The following is a 16126-nucleotide window of genomic DNA, read 5'->3' as shown; positions in this document are numbered from 1 at the left end:
CCTCGCGCGATCCGTCGACCCGATGAGGGTGCTCGTGCTGGCGACGTGCCGGACGAGCCATCTGGGCCGTGCGCAGCCGTTGGCGGAGCTGCTCGCGGACCTTCGGCGGGTGCAAGGCGTGGATCGAGTGTCGCTGGCCGGTCTCGACCACGCCGACGTGGGAGCGCTGATCGAGGCTGCTCTCGGCCCGTCGAGCGACGAGGCGACTCGGGCGGTTGCCCGGGCCATACAGACCAAGACCGAAGGCCACCCCTTCTTCGTCACCGAGGTTCTCAGCCAGCTGGCCGACGCGGGCGTTGCCTACCGCGACGGTGACGCGAGAGTTGACGCCCCACCCCTGGAGCTGGGTATTCCCGCGGGCGTGCGCGAGGTGATCGGCCGGCGGGTCGGCGCCCTGAGCCAAACCGCTCAGCGGGTGCTCGCGGTCGGCTCGATCATCGGCCACAGCTTCGACGTCGACGTGCTGGAAGCCGTGGTGGCGAACGACGAGGACGAGGTGCTCGACGCCCTGGACGAGGCCGCGTCCTCCCAGTTGGTGACCGAGACTCCGGACGGTCGCTTCAGCTTCAGCCACGGCCTCATCAGAGAGACGTTGGCCGACGAGACCAGCGCGGCCCGGGTGACGCGCCTCCACCGCCGCATCGGGGTGGCGATCGAGACGCTGCGCGCGTCGCGTCTCGACGAGTACCTCCCGGCTCTCGCCCATCACTTCGTGCACGCCGCGTCGTCCGGCGTCGCCGACCGCGCCGCTCACTACTGTCTCCGCGCCGGCCGGCGGGCCGCGGCCGGGCTGGCCTTCGAGGAAGCGGTCGACTACTTCGAGCAGGGGCTCGCAGTCACGGAGATCGACGTCCAGGAATGCCGGCACGAGCTCGTGCTCGAGCTCGCCGATCTGCACGAGCTGCGCGGTGACTACCACGAAGCCGCCGATCTCTACGCGTCGCGGCTGGAGAGCGGCGACGGCCGCGCAGTTCGCGGGTTGGCTGGTGCGTTGCGGAAGCAGGGCGAGTACGCCGAGGCGATGGCGGTGCTGGAGGACGCGCTCCGGTCGGAGGCGTACGGCGGCGAGACGCTCGGCGCGCTCTGGCTCGAGCGTGGCCGGAACCTCCTGGTGGCGACCATGGCCGATGCGGTCGGGGCCTTCGAAGCGGGTTTGGCGGTGACCTCACCGGACGAGCCCCTCACAGGTGATCTGCTGTTGCAGCTCGCACGGGCCGAGGCCGCTCTCGACCGCCTCGATGTTGCACTCGGCCACGCCCTCGACGGTCGGCGCATCTTCGAGGAGCACGGCGATCTGCGAGGGTTGACCATGGCGTGGCGAGTTCTCGGTGGCATCTACGACGACCTGGGGCGGCTGGACGACGCAGCCGCGGCATTGAATCACGGCCTCGAGCTGGCAGAGAAGATCGGCCATGTGGAAGAGCTGGGTGGCTGCCTCATCAACCTCGGCATGGTGAAGCAGCGTCAGGGCGCGCGCGACGAAGCCATCGAATGCGATCGACGTGCGATCGCTCTGTTCGAGAGAATCGGCCATCCGGGCCGCGCCAACGGGTACGCCAATCTGGCCGAGAAGCTGATGGATGCCGGGGATTACGACGAAGCGCTGCGCTTGTGCCGCGATGCGCTCCAGATCGCGCGCGCCAACAACGATCTCTTCACCATCGCCGACGCCACGTTCACGTCCGCGAGGGTGCACCTTCGGCAGCCGCTTCCTCTTCCCGGTGAGGCGGCGACCGAGGCCGAGCAGGCGGCAAGCCTGTTCGAGCAAGTGGGCGAGAAGTTGCTGGCGCTGGACGCCCTCAAGGTCGCGACGGAGGCCTGGACCAAGTCGGGCGAGATCGAGCGGGCCGCGGCCGCCACTCGACGTGCGGCCTCGCTGTAGCTGCGGACCGCCGCAGACCGCGCGCGCCCGGTCGCGCTAGTGCACCAGGGCGAGGTCGGCGTCGAGCCGCGGGAAGAGCGTCTCCATGAGGTCGGCCGCCTGCCCGAGGCGGACGTCGTCGTGACGGTCGGCGAGGGCGGCCGCGCCGTAGCGTCCGAAGACGAGGGTGGCGACGAGATCGGGGGGCACGCCTGCTCCGCCCTGGCCGAGCGGGTCCTGCGACGGCCGTCCCGCCTCGACGGAGACCACCTCGCCCCGCTCGTAGGTGAGGACGATCGACGAGGAGTACGTCGACAGGAGCAGCTGCCCGGAGGTGCCGGCCCGGGGTGACGCAGCCAGACGCTCGGAGAGGACAGGTCGGAGCCGGTCGAGGAGGGCGACCGGATCGGCCACCCGGACGTAGAGGGCGTAGTGCACGGGATGGCGTTGCGAGAGGGGCTCCACCGGCCCCGTGTGCCTGCCCCGCTCCTCGACCGCCACCGGCCGGCCCCGGCGCGCGGCCTCGGCGAGCAGCGCGTTGAACGCGTCGAGCGCGTCGAAGGCGACACCGCGTACGGTCGTCGCGAAGTCGTACGCGCGGGACGCGCCGGCGCCAATGCCCGCGATGCCGTGCACGGTTCCGCCCGTCTCGGCGACGTGCAGGGGCGCGGGGTCGTCGACGCCGACCGACCAGCGCCACCACTCCTTCGCTCTCGTCGCGACCACGGGCACACCCGTCTGGGCGAGGGCGTGCAGACGAACGATCGCAGGCGCGTCATCCGGCTCGGCGCGTCGCACCGACCACCCTTCCGGCATCGCTAGCGCCACGCCGGGCGTCACCACGCGGACACGCGGAAACGCAATGGCGTACTCGTAGCCGAAGCGGCGGTAGAAGTAGGGGATCCCGGTGATGATCTGGGCGAGGTCGCCGCGTCCCGCCGACCAGCGGTGCACGACGTCCATCTGCGCGCGCACCAGGCCTCGGTGCTCGTGACCGGCGGTGGTGGCGACGAACTCGGGCTGGCCGACGGGCACGTCGACGGCGCCCACCCGCAACGACGCCGACAGCAGGCACAGCGACGACACCACCCGGTTGCCGTCGGAGGCGACGGTGAACGCGCCGGGGCCGACATCGGCGTGGACGAACAGGGCGCGCACCATCGGCTCCCACTCGACGCCGTTGCGGTCCACCTGCAGCGCCACGACCTGCTCGAGATCGGCCTCGGTCGCCCGCCGCACCGCGATGCCGGCGACGCCGGTGCCCTCACTGTCCATGGCGCCGAAGGTAGTGCCCAACGGGGTCCCGCTCGGTGGGCCATGATCTCCACGTCGTCGAGCGAGGAGAGAGCGATGGAGCGCACACCGATCAACCCCTGGCAATGGTCGATCGCCCTGGGTTTCAACCAGGGCGAGCTCGTCGAAGGCCACACGCGACTGCTCGTGTGCGCGGGGCAGACGTCCGTCGACGGTGAGGGGCAGCCGCAGCACCCGGGCGACATGGGCAAGCAGGTTTCCCTCGCGGTCGAGAACCTGGAGGCCGTCCTGAAGGGGGCCGGGATGACGCTCGCGAACGTCGTCCGCCTCAACATCTACACCACCGACGTCGAGGCGTTCTTCCAGAGCTTCGACGCGCTGGCCTCGCGCACCGCGGCCGCAGGTGTGAGGCCACCCGGCACGCTGCTCGGCGTCGCCCGCCTCGCCTTCCCTGAGCTGATGGTCGAGCTGGAGGCGACCGCGGTCGCGTGAGATGAGCGAGCTCGCCTTTCGCACGTGCCCGTTGTGCGAGGCCACCTGTGGCCTCGAGATCGAGGTGAAGGACGACGGCAGCGTCGGCCGCATCCGGGGCGACCGTGACGACGTCTTCAGCCGCGGTTTCATCTGCCCGAAGGGCTCGACGCTCAAGCAGCTGCACGAGGATCCCGATCGCCTGCGTACGCCGAGGGTTCGTGGCGAGGACGGCGAGCTGCATCCGGTCACGTGGGACGAGGCGTTCGCCGAGGTCGAGCGCCTCCTGCTGCCGATCATCGAGGAGCACGGACGCGACGCGGTCGCGATCTACCTCGGCAACCCGACGGTCCACAGCCTGTCGGCCGTCCTCTACACCCGCTTCCTCGTGCGCGCCCTCGGGACGACGAACGTCTACTCCGCGAGCACGATCGACCAGCGGCCCAAGGAGATCAGCAGTGGCCTGCTCTTCGGGACGAGCATCAGCTTCGCGGTGCCCGACCTCGACCGCACCTCGTACCTGCTGATGCTCGGTGCGAACCCGTTCGAGTCGAACGGCAGCCTCGCCACCGCGCCCGACTGGCCCGGTCGGCTCCGGGGTATCGTCGAACGCGAAGGCCGCGTCGTCGTCGTCGACCCCAAGCGCACCAAGACGGCCGAGGAGGCGAGCGAGCACGTGTCGATCCGGCCGGGCACCGACGCACTCCTGCTCATGGCGATGGTGCACGTGCTCTTCGCGGAAGGGCTCGTCGACCTCGGCCGCCTCGATGGGCTCGTCGTGGGCATCGAGGAGGTGGAGCGGGTCGCGCGCGACTTCACACCGGAGGCCGTCTCGTCCGCCACTGCGATCGACGCCGCAACCATCAGGCGCCTGGCGCGCGAGCTGGCTGCGGCCGAGACGGCGGCGGTGTACGGACGCATCGGGACGTGCACGCAGGAGTTCGGCACCCTCGCCAGCTGGCTGGTCGACGTGCTCAACATCCTCACCGGCAACCTCGACCGGCCGGGCGGCGCGATGTTCGCCAGGCCCGCGGCGGGCGGGGCCACCACGTCGGGCGCTCCCGGCAGGGGGCGGGGAGTCAAGCTCGGGCGGCGCAGGAGCCGTGTGCGCGGCCTGCCCGAGAGCTACGGCGAGCTGCCCGTCGTCTGCCTGGCCGAGGAGATCGACACGCCGGGCCCAGGGCAGGTGAGGGCCCTCGTGACCGTCGGCGGGAACCCGGCCCTCTCGGTGCCCAACAGCGACCGGTTGCAGCGAGCCTTCCGCGACCTCGAGCTCATGGTGTCGGTCGACCCGTACGTGAACGAGACCACCCGCCACGCCGACGTGATCCTGCCGTCACCTGACGTCCTGACCAAAGGCCACTACGACGTCGCCTTCTACCAGTTCGCCCTGCGCAACGTGGCCAACTACTCGCCCCCGGTCCTGCCGCCCGAAGCCGACGCGATGGAAGAGTGGAAGACCATCGCAAAGCTCGCGCTCATCGCCCAGGGCGCAGGCGCCGCCGCCGACCCTGCCGTCCTCGACGACATGGTGATCCGCGGCATGGTCGAGCGCGCCGGGCTCGACCCGGAGCAGACCCTCGCCGAGCTCGCACCGCGTGTCGGCCCTGAGCGGATGCTCGACCTCATGCTCCGCACCGGTCCCTACGGGCTCACCCTCGACCAGCTGCTCGAGCACCCGCACGGCATCGACCTCGGGCCGCTCGAGCCCCGGCTGCCCGACGTGCTGCGGACCGCGTCAGGGATGATCGAGATGGGCGCCGAGCCCTTCATCGCCGACGTGCCGCGTCTGAAGGCGGCGCTCGACCGGACCACCAACGGCGGCTTCGTGCTGATCGGCCGTCGCCACCTGCGATCGAACAACTCGTGGATGCACAACGTCACCGTGCTGATGAAGGGCAAGTCGCGGTGCACGCTCCAGATCCATCCCGACGACGCGCGCCGCCTCGGGCTCGGCGATGAAGCAAAGGTGAGGTCGCGCGCCGGCGCGGTCGTCGTCGCGATCGAGGTGACCGACGCGGTCATGCCGGGTGTGGTGAGCCTGCCCCACGGCTGGGGCCACGACCTGCCCGGCGTGGAGATGAAGGTCGCCCGGGCCCACGCCGGCGTCAACTCCAACATCCTCGCCGACGACGACCTGTTCGATCCGCTGTCGGGCAACGCGGTCTTCAACGGCATCCCAGTCGAGGTCGCACCGGCGTGACGGTGGCGATCGAGAGCACCCCCAACCCGTCGACCCGCGAGGTCCGCTGACCATGAGCACCCCGTTCGATCTGTCCCAGACCGACAAGCTGCTGACCACCACCCGTTCGGTGCGCAAGCGGCTCGACCTCGAGCGTCCCGTGCCCAGCGACGTCGTGCTCGAGTGCCTCGACATCGCCCTGCAGGCACCGAGCGGCGGTAACAGCCAGCCCTGGCGCTGGCTCATCGTCGACGACCCCGACACGCGGAAGCGGTTGGCTGCGCTGTACCAGCGCAGCCACGACCCCTACATGGCCGCCAACCGCGAGGCCGCCGAGGCGGCCGGGCGCATCGAAGTCATGGCCAAGATCATGGACTCGTCGCAGTACCTGTCGGACCACATGGGCGAGGTGCCGGTGCTGGTGATCCCGTGCCTGCTGAGCCGGCCCGAGGGCCTGAGCCAGGGGGAGGTCGCGGGGTTCTACGGCTCGATCCTGCCCGCGGCCTGGAGCCTCATGCTCGCCCTGTGCAGCCGGGGCCTGGGGTCGGCGTGGACGACGCTCCACCTCGCGTTCGAGAAGGAGGCGCGGGACGTGCTCGGTGTCCCCGAGACGGTGACCCAGACGGCGATGATCCCCATCGCCTACTACAAGGGCGAGGACTTCAGGCCCGCGCCCCGTCAGCCCGTCGAGAAGGTCGTCTACTTCAACGCCTGGAAGCAGCGCGCGACGAGCTGACGCGACGCCGGCCGCACGCGCCGGGATCCACCACCGCGGCGTCGGTGCTCTGCCAGGCTCGAAGGGGAGTGGCCAGCTCGGAGAGCACCCACGTTCCGGACGTCTCGCGGCACCGCGCCGCTCGTCGCACTGCGATGGCTGCCGCAGTGGGTGCGGTCGCTTCGGGGATCGCCGCCGCGTTCCTCCCCTGGCAGGCGACGATCCTCATCGGCTGGTCGACCGCGGCGACCATCTACAGCGCGCGCGTCTGGCTCGTGTCGCGTTCGATGGACGCGCGTACCACCGAGCTGCACGCCACCAGTGATGACGACTCCCGCGTGGTCGCGGACATCACGCTCCTCGCGGCATGTGTCGCCAGCCTGGTCGCGGTGGGCCTTGCGCTCGTCAAGGCCGCACAGACGGGCGGAGCCGCTCAGGCGCTCTTCACCGGGATCGCGGTGCTCAGCGTGGTGATGGCGTGGGTGCTCGTCCACACCGTCTTCACCCTTCGCTACGGGCACCTGTATTACCAGCATCGGAGCGGCATCGAGTTCCATGACGACAGCGACCCGACCTATCGCGACTTCGCCTATGTGGCGTTCACCATCGGCATGACGTATCAGGTCTCGGACACGGAGCTGAAGTCGCGAGCGATTCGCGCGACCGCACTGCGACAGGCCCTGCTCTCGTACCTCTTCGGTGCGGTGATCATCGCGATGACGATCAACGTGGTCGCGGGCCTGTTGAAGTAGGCGCGCGTCCGGCTCTTTCTCAGGCGCTCCTGGCTCGCGTCGTGTCGCACAGCAGGACGGGCTCCTGGGCGGCGACCGCTCGTCTCGAAGGCCGCTCCGCCGGCTTCCGGGCGTTCGCGGCACGGAGCAGCACGACCGCACGGGCGTGCGCATGGGCCACGAGGCAGGTGCGCAATGATCCCCGGCTCGAGTCGAACACCAACGGTGTGCGCCAGAGGCACATGAACGCGGCTTGGGTTGCCGTTGCGGCCAGGTCCTGCCCACACACCTGCAGTGCCATCGAGGACACGCGGCGACCGTGACGCTCGTACGCCTCGGCCAGGCCTTCGAGCTCACCCCGGGCGATCGCCGTCACCAGATCGGCGTCGGTCGCGTCGACGTACGGGTTGATGCCGCTATCGGGAATCGAAATCCTCTTGCGGATCGTCCGAGTAGGGGACCGGATGGTCGCGGCCCATCTCGGTGAAGCGCTCGTTCAGCGCGTGGGCCAGGACGTCTCGGTCGTGCACCGTGGGCTCGAGCGCGCCGTAGAGGTAGGCCTCGACCTCGAACGCGGTGCTCATGCCTCCGAGGCCGAAGTAGCGCATCCAGAGGTCGGGGTGGGTGAGCCCGGCGTTCTTGCGGAACTGGTCGAGGGTGGCGCGTGCCTCGGTCATCGTCGGCGCTCGTTCTTCGAGGCGTCGTGCTGGGTCGACGTCACGATGTCCTGCGCGAGGCGTCGGAGCGGAGTGCTCGTTCGGCGCGAGGAATCGCGCAACAGCGAGAAGGCCTCGTCCGCCGCGATGCCTTCGCGCTCCATCAACGCGCCCTGGGCCTGGGCGATGACCTCGCGCATCTGCAACGCGTGGCTCAGCCGTCCGCCCTTCTCCTCCGCGAGGTCGTCGCCTGCGTGCGTCAGCACGATCGACGCCTGCTCCGCGAACAGCGTGGCCAGCTCCCGACCGTCGCGGCCGAAGGCGCAGGCAGTGTGCGAGTAGATGTTCAGCGCGCCCATCGGGCGGGTGCCCGCTCGCAGCGGGTTCGACAGGATGGCGTTGATGCCCCGCTTCCGCGCGCGCGGCGTGAAGGCCGGCCAGCGGGTCTCCGCGTCGACCGACTCGACCTGGATCCGACGACCCTCGGCCGCCGCCGTCAGGCACGGCCCCTCGCCGGTCACGTACTGGTCCGCGTCCATCGCCTCCACGGTGTCGTCGCTCGAGGCGACAGTGATCAGCCGGCCCTCGCCGGCCAGGGACACGCTCACCCCGTCCGCCCCGACCACGGTGGCCCGGGCGAGTACGACAACCAGGTTGAGGGCTGCGTAGAGGACGTCGCGCCGGGCCCGATCCGCGGCCGCCCGGGCCAGGCTGCGATCGAACTGAGGGGTCGAGGCTGGCCGCGGTGGCTCGGGCCGCGCGTCTTCGGCCCGTCGGAGGGGCACAACCGCGGCCAGCCTCGAGACTTCGAGCGTCGGTGGGAGCGAGCGGAAAACGACCGTCGCGCCGACGTCGCGCAGGCGCTCGAGGGTGGCGGCGAACATCCGGAGTCCGGCCGCATCGATGAACTCGAGCTGCGCGAGGTCGAGCACGAGATGGCGCTGCCCCCGCTCGATCATGGCGTCGACGGCACCGCCGAGGGCGGCGGCCGTGACCACGTCGACCTCGCCCCTGACGGTCACGACGGCGTCATCACCCACGATGCTGACGTCGACGCTGAACGCGCTCGGCGCGGTCGGGTGACTCATGCGAGCGCTCGGGAGGCGCCCACGGAGCGCGGCAAGAGGGAGGTTCTCACGAGCTTGGTTCCTCGCGGAGGCTCAGGGAGCACGTCGTGCTCGACTCGAGCCCTCTCTGCCGAAGGCCCCTCCATACTAACCTGTTCGGGCGACGATGGGCGGTAGACCGGGGACAGACCCGTTCGGCAGACCGCGAACCGGGCCGGGAGCCCGGCGCACGTGGTGAGCGGTCGCGACGATCCCGCGGCCGGCATCGCCGCCGCAGACGACCCCGCGGCAGTGCGACGCTACGACGTCCTCGACACCCCGCCGGACCGTGCGTTCGACGCGATCACCGCCATCGCCGCCCGCCTGCTCGACGTCCCCGTGGCAGTCGTGAGCATCGTCGACGAGAACCGCATCTGGTTCAAGTCGCGCCATGGCATCGACCTGCGGGAGGTCGGCCGCGATGCCGGGCTCGCGTCCGCCATCCTCCAGCACGAGCCGTGGGTCGTGACCGACGCCGAGACCGACGCGCGCGTGCTCGCCAACCCGCTGATGGCGGGCGACACCGGGTTCCGCTTCTACGCGGGAGTGCCGCTCACCACGAGCGACGGCCACAACCTCGGGACGCTCTGCGTCATGGACAAGCAACCGCGCCGGATCACCGACGCGGAGATGGCGACGCTCGTCGACCTCGCCGCGGTCGTGGTCGACGAGCTGGAGCTGCGCGTCAGCGCCCGTCGCACGACCGACCTCGAGGAGCAGCTGCGCACCCAGGCGCACGCGCTGACGGCCGAGACGGTGGAGGGCACGATGCAGCGCATCGTCGCCTTCGCGGTCGACACCATCGAGGGCTGCGACCACGCCAGCATCTCGTTGCTGGAAGGCACACACATCGCGACCCGGGTGACCAGTGATGCACGGGTGGCCGACGTCGACATCGTGCAGTACGAGACAGGCGAGGGACCGTGCGTCGACGTCGTCAACCAGGGGATGAACAGCGTCTACGCCGAGGACCTCACCGACGACCCGCGCTGGCCGCGCTTCGGGCCGCGGGCCGCCGCCGCGGGCATGCGCAGGCTGCTCGCCATCCGGCTGCTCGCCGATCGCACGCTGGGAGCGCTCAACCTCTACGCCCGCCTGCCCAGGGCGTACGGGGCCACCGACCGGGCGACGGGCGTGATCTTCGCCACGCACGCCGGCATCGCGTTGGCCGCGGTGGAGGCGAGGACCGAGGCCCACCGGGTCGAGCACCTCGAGCAGGCGTTGTCGTCCCGCGAGCTCATCGGGCAGGCTCAGGGCATCTTGATGGAGCGCGAGCGGATCACACCTGACCAGGCGTTCGACGTCCTGCGCCGCGCGTCGCAGCACCTCAACGTGAAGCTGCGCGAGGTGGCCCAGCTCCTGGTCGACACCGGCGAGCGGCCCGCCACGGGCGCGGACACCCGGCCTCCCGCGTGAGGGCCGTCACACTAAAGGCCGTCACACGCAGGGCCGTCGCACGGAGGGTCTGGCGTGGCTCGGCCGTCGCCGTCGGGCTGGCGATGGTCGCGGCGGCGTGCACCGGCAATCGTGGGCCGGACACGAGCGTCGGCATCGGCGGACGCACGGCGACCACCGCCGCGGCCCGCGCCGCGTCGACGAGCTTCGGCGATCTCGCGTCGCCGTGCGGCAAGCGCGCGGGGCCGTCGGGCGGCCAAGGGCCGGCCGAGCAGGGCGTCACCGACGACAAGGTCGTCATCGGCTACGGCGACGATGCCGGCTTCTCCATCGTCCCGGGTCTCAGCCACGAGCTCAGCGACGCGATGAAGGCGATGATCAAGTGGTGCAACGAGCAGGGCGGCATCAACGGCCGGCAGATCGAGGGCCGCTACTACGACGCCAAGTTCACCGAGACCAACAACGTGATGCAGGAAGCCTGCGGACAGGTCTTCATGCTCGTAGGCGAGGGCTGGGCCAACGACGGCGCGGCGGAGGAGATCCGGCTCGGCTGCAACCTTCCTTCCGTTCCCGGCTACAGCGTGACCGCGGAGTTCGCCAACGCGCCGCTGATGTACCAGGGGGTGCCCAACCCGATCGACGTGAACCCCGCGGCCTGGGCCGACCAGCTGGCCAAGGCGTTCCCGGACAAGATCGACAAGGCGGCGGTGATGTTCGCCAACTTCGCGGCTCTCATCGACACGAAGGACAAGGCGGTGCAGGCGTTCGAGAAGTTCGGATGGAAGTTCCTCAACTGCCCGCAGTCGTACGCAGTCCTGGGGGAGGCCGACTGGCGACCGTTCGCGCAAAAACTGAAGGACTGTGGCGCAGAGGCCGTGAACTACGTCGGCACTCCCTACCCCAACTTCGAGAACCTGCTCGACAGCGCCGCACAGCTCGACTACAAGCCGATCTGGTATGCGGAGGCCAACATGTACGACTCGGTGTTCGCCAAGTGGAACACGAACGGCAACGGCGACAACGTGTACGTGCGCCTGGCCTTCACGCCGTTCGAGGAGGCTGCCAAGAACAAGGCCACGAAGCAGTACGAGGACCTGGTGACCAAGAACGGCGGTGACATCGCCCTTCTGGGAATGCAGGCTACTTCCAGCTTCCTGTTGTGGGCCACCGCGGCCAAGCAGTGCGGGTCGGCGCTCACCCGCCAGTGCGTGCTCGACAACCTGAAGAAGGTCACCAAGTGGACCGGGGGCGGGCTGCACGCCGAGACGAACCCGGCCGAGAACCTGGGTCCGCCGTGTGGCATGGTGATGAAGCTGCAGGGCACGAAATGGGTGCGGTTCGCACCGAAGAAGGCGGTCACGTTCGACTGCTCGCCGGATTACAACGTGAAGATCACCGGCCGGGTGGTCGACCAGGCCCAGCTCGGCCCCGACCGCATCTCCACCAAGTTCAAGAAGTAGCGGGCGCCACGCCCACAACGTGATCGTCGCCGGGGGCGGCCACCGTGGAACAGTTCCTGCAGTACACGATCCTGGGGTTGGTCCTCGGCGCGGTGTACGGCATCGCCGCGTCCGGCCTGGTCGTCACCTACACGACCTCGGGCATCTTCAACTTCGCGCACGGCGCCGTCGCCATGCTCGGCGCGTTCGCCTACTGGCAGGTGCGCGTCGCGTGGGGGTGGCCCGCGCCCCTCGCCCTGCTCCTCGTGCTCGGCGTCGCCGCCCCGTTGCTGGGGGCCCTCCTCTACACCGTGGTGATGCGGGGCCTGCGCGACACCGCGGAGGTCACCAAGATCGTGGTGCCGGTCAGCGTCATGCTCGGCTTCCTCGCCCTGTCGACATGGGTCTGGGACCCGACGCCGAGCTCGCCCCGCACCATCACCAAGTTCTTCGGCGCCAACAAGCAGGTGAGCATCGCCGGGGTCAACGTCAGCTGGCACGAGATCCTCGCCGTGGCCATCGCGGTGGCGATCGCGCTGGGTCTGCGCTTCCTGTTCTTCCGCACCCGCCAGGGCGTGGCGATGCGGGGCGTCGTGGACGACCCCGCCCTGCTCCAGCTCACTGGGGGGCGCCCTGAGCGCCTCGCCACCCTCTCGTGGGCCCTCGGCGCCTTCCTGGCCGCGCTGGCCGGCGTGCTCATCACGCCGATCCAGGGTGGTGCGCTGACGGCGACCGCCCTGACCCTGCTCGTGATCGATGCGTTCGCGGCGGCCATGTTCGGGCGCCTGCGCAGCCTGCCGCGCACGTTCCTCGGGGCCATCGCGCTGGGCCTCGCCGCGAGCTACGTCATCGGCTACTTCCCCTCGGAGCGCTGGACGTGGACGGGCAGCTTCCGAATCTCGTTGCCGATGATCGTGCTGTTCGTCGTCCTGCTCGTGCTGCCGCAGGACCGGTTGCGGGGTGCCACCGTGCTCCGGACCCGCGAGCGCTTCCGCCTCCCGACCCTGCGCAGTGCCGCGGGGTCGGGAATCGTGCTCGTGGTGGTCGTGGTCCTACTGCAGGGCATCATGGCCGACACCGCGGTGAACACGTTGGCCTTCGGCATGACCCTGGCCGTCGTCGCGCTCTCGCTCGTGCTGCTCACCGGCTACGGCGGCGAGATCAACCTGGCGGCCATGTCGTTCGGTGCGATCGGCTCGATCGTCATCTTCCACCTCGGCGTCAACGGCACGGGTCCGGCCGGCCGCACCACGCTCTGGGGCTACCTCCTCGCGGCAGTGGTCTGCGCGCTCGTCGGCGCGCTGGTGGCCTTGCCGGCGTTGCGGTTGCGCGGCCTCTATCTCGCTCTGGCGACGATGGCGTTCGGCGTGTTCGTGTCGCGCTTCGTGCTGGCCGAGATCGGCGACCGAGTCGTGCCGCTCGTCCACTGGCGCTTCTCGATCTTCCCGAGCGGCAACCTCGTGATTCCCCGCCCGAAGATCGGGCCGCTCGACCTCAAGCCCGCCGACTCGTTCCTCGTGGCGGTGACGATCCTGTTCGCGTTGCTGGGCGTGGGTTTGGTCGCGCTGCGGCACAGCAGCTACGGCCGCCGTCTCAACGCGTTGAAGGACAGCCCGGCTGCGTGCGCCACGCTCGGCATGAACGTGGTGCGCCTCAAGCTCTCGGTGTTCATGCTCTCGGCTGCCATCGCGGGACTGGGCGGTGCGCTGATGTCGGCCCAGCTGGGCTCGGTCGACCTGAACCGCTTCGACATCTTCCTGAGCCTCTCGCTGTTGATGCTCACGGTCGTCGGAGGGATCGGCTACGTCACCGGCGGACTGTTCGGCGGCCTCGCCACTGGGGTCGCCTTCCTGGCCATCGCCAACACCTTCGACAAGCTCGGCGCCGACCACCACGACCTGAGCGGGTTGCTCGACTTCTTCGCCCGCTCCACGACCGTGATCCCGGCCCTGATCGGCGTGAGCATGGGGAGGAGCCCGAGCGGGGCGGTGAGCGACATCATCGACAACCTGGCGCCGCTGAAGCGGGCCAGGCCGGTGCTGGCCGCGGGTATCGCGCTCGAGGCGCTCTTCTACGGGCTGGCCGCCACCGACACCATCAGCAACTGGTGGTTCCTCGCGCTGACGCTGCTCGTGGTGCTGGCCCTTCCCGCCGCCTCCAGAGTGCTGGTACCCCAGGCCCACGTCGCGGCCGGTGTGCTCGAGGCGAAGCGGGCTGAGGTGCCGCTCGAGCTCGTCGGCGTCGACCGGCCGTTCACCGATCGCGACCTCGTCGAGATGGAGAAGGGGCTGGCGCTGGAGGAACGAGGGGAGCCCACACGTGGCCGGGCTTGAGACCCTCGATGTGACCATGCGCTTCGGCGGCCACACCGCGCTCGAGGCGGTCTCCATCGCCGTGCGGCCCGGCCACATCACCGGCCTGATCGGGCCGAACGGCGCGGGCAAGACGACCTTGTTCAACGTCATCACCGGGCTGCTCTCGCCCACTGAGGGCAGGGTCCGCTTCGACGACCGTGACATCACGACCGACGCTCCCCACAAGCGGGCGAAGCGCGGCCTGGCGCGCACCTTCCAGCGCCTGGAGCTGTTCACCTCGCTCTCGGTGCGCGACAACGTGCGCGTTGCGGGTGAGATCCGCAACAGCTGGACCTTGGGTCAGAACGTGGACTGTCGCGCCGAGGCGGCGCGGGTCATCGAGCTGGTCGGGCTGGCGGACGTGGCCGACAGGGAGGTGTCAGAGATCCCGACGGGTCAGGCCCGCGTGGTCGAGCTGGCGCGGGCGCTCATGATCAGACCGTCCGTGCTGCTGCTCGACGAGCCCGCGTCCGGGCAGACCGAAGAGGAGACGGCGACGTTCGGGCGGCTGTTGCAGCACCTCGCACGCGAGGACGGCCTGGGCGTGTGTCTCGTCGAGCACGACATGTCGCTCGTGATGGACGTCTGCGAGACCATCCACGTGCTCGAGTTCGGTCGGGTGATCGCGAGCGGCCCAGCGGACGTGGTCCGCAACGACCCCGCGGTCATCGACGCCTACCTCGGCGCGCCGGAGAGCGTGGGATGAGCGTCCCGACGAGTGACCGCGATGACACGGTGGTCGCGAGCGACAAGGTGGCCGCGCCGGACGCGCCGCTGCTCGAGCTGGTCGGGGTGCGGGCCGGGTACGGCGCCATCGAGGTGCTCCACGGGGTCGACCTGGCCGTCCCCGCGGGGACGGTGATGGCGCTCCTCGGACCCAACGGGGCCGGGAAGTCCACCGCGCTCAAGGTGTGCGGGGCCCAGCTCGAGCCCACGGCCGGTGAGGTGCGGCTCGCGGGCCGGGTGATCAACGGGGCGTCGCCCGACGCGCTGGCCCGCCTGGGCGTCTGCACCATCCCCGAGGGCCGGGGTGTCTTCCCGAACCTCACCGTGCGGGAGAACCTCTGGCTGGCGACCCAGGTCGGCGTGAGCCTCGAGCACGTCGAGGAGGTCGCGTACGGGCGCTTCGCCCGGCTCGGCGAGCGGCGCAAGCAGCTCGCGGGCACGCTGTCGGGCGGCGAGCAGCAGATGCTGGCGATGGCGCGCGCCCTGGCCACCGACCCGGCCCTGCTGCTGCTCGACGAGCTGTCGATGGGCCTCGCCCCGATCGTGGTCTCGGAGCTGTACAAGATCGTGGCCCAGGTGTCGCAGGAGGGAGTGTCGATCATGGTCGTCGAGCAGTTCGCCCGCACCGTGCTCGGCATCGCCGACCGCGCGGCCATCCTGGTCCAGGGCACCATCTCCCGGGTGGGCACGCCCGCGGAGCTCGAAGAGGAATTGTCCGCCGCATACCTAGGCGAGTGAGGGAATGACGACGACCAGCGATCGCATGGATCAGTTCAAGTCCGACGTCTCCGACATGAAGCTGAAGACGGGCACCGCCAGCCGCGACACTGTGCTGCAGGTGTCCGGGGCCCTGCTCATGGTCGGCGCGGTGGCTGTCGCGCTGATCACCTATTCGGCTTCGCTCAACCAGAGCGACACGCGCGACGTGCTGTCGAGCGGCATCCTGGCCGTGGCCATGCTGGGCGTGGCGGTCCTCGGTGCTGCGATCTTCCTGCGCTACTCGATGGCCAAGTTCCTGCGGCTCTGGCTCCTGAGGCAGCTGTACGAGGGCCAGGCGAACGCGGGTCGGGTCGTCGACGCGATCACGCGGGGCGACTGAGCCCGTCGCGTGGCTGGGCCCGACCGACCTCCGAGAGGGGTGGGGCAACGCCGGAGCGCGGCCCGGGTTCGCTATGATTCGGTGATCGTCGGCGTCGGCGATCGACGATTTCTTGCCGCGGGTCGCGCTCTGACCTT

15 protein-coding genes are annotated in these 16126 nt (G+C 70.1%); 11 read left to right on the top strand and 4 right to left on the bottom strand.

From position 1 onward, the window contains the following. The first annotated feature begins 22 nt into the window (after nt 1–22). On the top strand, nt 23–1882 hold the full coding sequence (locus E6G06_14565; GenBank protein ID TML89405.1) for a tetratricopeptide repeat protein: 1860 nt from the start codon (nt 23–25) through the stop codon (nt 1880–1882). A 36-nt stretch (nt 1883–1918) separates the two neighbouring features. Here the strand turns inward: E6G06_14565 and E6G06_14560 are convergent, their stop codons facing one another. Further along, nucleotides 1919–3136, bottom strand: a complete 1218-nt coding sequence (locus E6G06_14560) for a GNAT family N-acetyltransferase (protein ID TML89404.1) — start codon at nt 3134–3136, stop codon at nt 1919–1921. A 75-nt stretch (nt 3137–3211) separates the two neighbouring features. On the opposite strand from E6G06_14560, the gene E6G06_14555 reads away from it, so the two are divergent. The 4 genes from E6G06_14555 (at nt 3212) to E6G06_14540 (ending at nt 7235) form a co-directional block, all read left to right on the top strand. Beyond that, nucleotides 3212–3607, top strand: a complete 396-nt coding sequence (locus tag E6G06_14555; GenBank protein TML89403.1) for a RidA family protein — start codon at nt 3212–3214, stop codon at nt 3605–3607. A gap of 1 nt (nt 3608) precedes the next feature. Beyond that, entirely contained in the window at nt 3609–5789 is a 2181-nt protein-coding gene (locus tag E6G06_14550; protein TML89402.1) for a molybdopterin oxidoreductase family protein, read from the top strand. A gap of 52 nt (nt 5790–5841) precedes the next feature. Continuing rightward, on the top strand, nt 5842–6504 hold the full coding sequence (locus tag E6G06_14545; protein ID TML89401.1) for a nitroreductase family protein: 663 nt from the start codon (nt 5842–5844) through the stop codon (nt 6502–6504). Between the two features lie 134 nt (nt 6505–6638). Beyond that, nucleotides 6639–7235: a DUF1345 domain-containing protein gene (locus tag E6G06_14540; GenBank protein TML89400.1), complete on the top strand. Its 597-nt coding sequence runs from the start codon at nt 6639–6641 to the stop codon at nt 7233–7235. Nucleotides 7236–7254: 19 nt separating this feature from the next. Here E6G06_14540 and E6G06_14535 read toward each other — a convergent pair whose 3' ends face one another. Genes E6G06_14535 through E6G06_14525 form a run of 3 tightly spaced genes read right to left on the bottom strand, consistent with a single transcriptional unit; the run spans nt 7255 to nt 8958 of the window. Beyond that, on the bottom strand, nt 7255–7590 hold the full coding sequence (locus E6G06_14535) for a hypothetical protein (GenBank protein TML89399.1): 336 nt from the start codon (nt 7588–7590) through the stop codon (nt 7255–7257). A 40-nt stretch (nt 7591–7630) separates the two neighbouring features. Then, on the bottom strand, nt 7631–7891 hold the full coding sequence (locus tag E6G06_14530; protein ID TML89398.1) for a hypothetical protein: 261 nt from the start codon (nt 7889–7891) through the stop codon (nt 7631–7633). Next, complete coding sequence (locus E6G06_14525) at nt 7888–8958, bottom strand: anti-sigma factor antagonist (GenBank protein TML89397.1); 1071 nt, start codon at nt 8956–8958, stop codon at nt 7888–7890. Before E6G06_14525 ends, E6G06_14530 begins: the two co-directional genes overlap by 4 nt. 213 nt (nt 8959–9171) lie before the next feature. Between E6G06_14525 and E6G06_14520 the strand changes: the two genes are divergently transcribed. From E6G06_14520 to E6G06_14495, 6 genes are all read left to right on the top strand, one after another. Further along, nucleotides 9172–10392 (top strand): ANTAR domain-containing protein, encoded by a 1221-nt coding sequence (locus E6G06_14520; protein ID TML89396.1) that lies wholly within the window; start codon nt 9172–9174, stop codon nt 10390–10392. An 83-nt stretch (nt 10393–10475) separates the two neighbouring features. Beyond that, on the top strand, nt 10476–11831 hold the full coding sequence (locus E6G06_14515) for a branched-chain amino acid ABC transporter substrate-binding protein (GenBank protein ID TML89395.1): 1356 nt from the start codon (nt 10476–10478) through the stop codon (nt 11829–11831). Nucleotides 11832–11875: 44 nt separating this feature from the next. Beyond that, nucleotides 11876–14143, top strand: coding sequence for an ABC transporter permease (locus tag E6G06_14510; GenBank protein ID TML89394.1), 2268 nt, complete (start codon nt 11876–11878; stop codon nt 14141–14143). 16 nt (nt 14144–14159) lie between these two features. After that, entirely contained in the window at nt 14160–14870 is a 711-nt protein-coding gene (locus E6G06_14505) for an ABC transporter ATP-binding protein (GenBank protein ID TML89406.1), read from the top strand. Further along, on the top strand, nt 14867–15628 hold the full coding sequence (locus E6G06_14500) for an ABC transporter ATP-binding protein (protein ID TML89393.1): 762 nt from the start codon (nt 14867–14869) through the stop codon (nt 15626–15628). The genes E6G06_14505 and E6G06_14500 overlap by 4 nt, the downstream gene beginning before the upstream one ends. A gap of 4 nt (nt 15629–15632) precedes the next feature. After that, nucleotides 15633–15989, top strand: a complete 357-nt coding sequence (locus E6G06_14495) for a hypothetical protein (protein TML89392.1) — start codon at nt 15633–15635, stop codon at nt 15987–15989. Nucleotides 15990–16126 lie beyond the last annotated feature (137 nt).

The organism is Actinomycetota bacterium (assembly GCA_005888325.1).
Classification (GTDB): domain Bacteria; phylum Actinomycetota; class Acidimicrobiia; order Acidimicrobiales; family AC-14; genus AC-14.
This window is presented reverse-complemented; position numbering and strand designations above follow the sequence as displayed.

Coding starts and splice junctions, on each gene's coding strand:
- E6G06_14565 (TML89405.1), top strand. CDS start 23: ATGAGGGTGCTCGTGCTGGCGACGTGCCGGACGAGCCATCTGGGCCGT.
- E6G06_14560 (TML89404.1), bottom strand. CDS start 3,136: ATGGACAGTGAGGGCACCGGCGTCGCCGGCATCGCGGTGCGGCGGGCG.
- E6G06_14555 (TML89403.1), top strand. CDS start 3,212: ATGGAGCGCACACCGATCAACCCCTGGCAATGGTCGATCGCCCTGGGT.
- E6G06_14550 (TML89402.1), top strand. CDS start 3,609: ATGAGCGAGCTCGCCTTTCGCACGTGCCCGTTGTGCGAGGCCACCTGT.
- E6G06_14545 (TML89401.1), top strand. CDS start 5,842: ATGAGCACCCCGTTCGATCTGTCCCAGACCGACAAGCTGCTGACCACC.
- E6G06_14540 (TML89400.1), top strand. CDS start 6,639: ATGGCTGCCGCAGTGGGTGCGGTCGCTTCGGGGATCGCCGCCGCGTTC.
- E6G06_14530 (TML89398.1), bottom strand. CDS start 7,891: ATGACCGAGGCACGCGCCACCCTCGACCAGTTCCGCAAGAACGCCGGG.
- E6G06_14525 (TML89397.1), bottom strand. CDS start 8,958: ATGAGTCACCCGACCGCGCCGAGCGCGTTCAGCGTCGACGTCAGCATC.
- E6G06_14515 (TML89395.1), top strand. CDS start 10,476: ATGGTCGCGGCGGCGTGCACCGGCAATCGTGGGCCGGACACGAGCGTC.
- E6G06_14505 (TML89406.1), top strand. CDS start 14,160: ATGCGCTTCGGCGGCCACACCGCGCTCGAGGCGGTCTCCATCGCCGTG.
- E6G06_14500 (TML89393.1), top strand. CDS start 14,867: ATGAGCGTCCCGACGAGTGACCGCGATGACACGGTGGTCGCGAGCGAC.
- E6G06_14495 (TML89392.1), top strand. CDS start 15,633: ATGACGACGACCAGCGATCGCATGGATCAGTTCAAGTCCGACGTCTCC.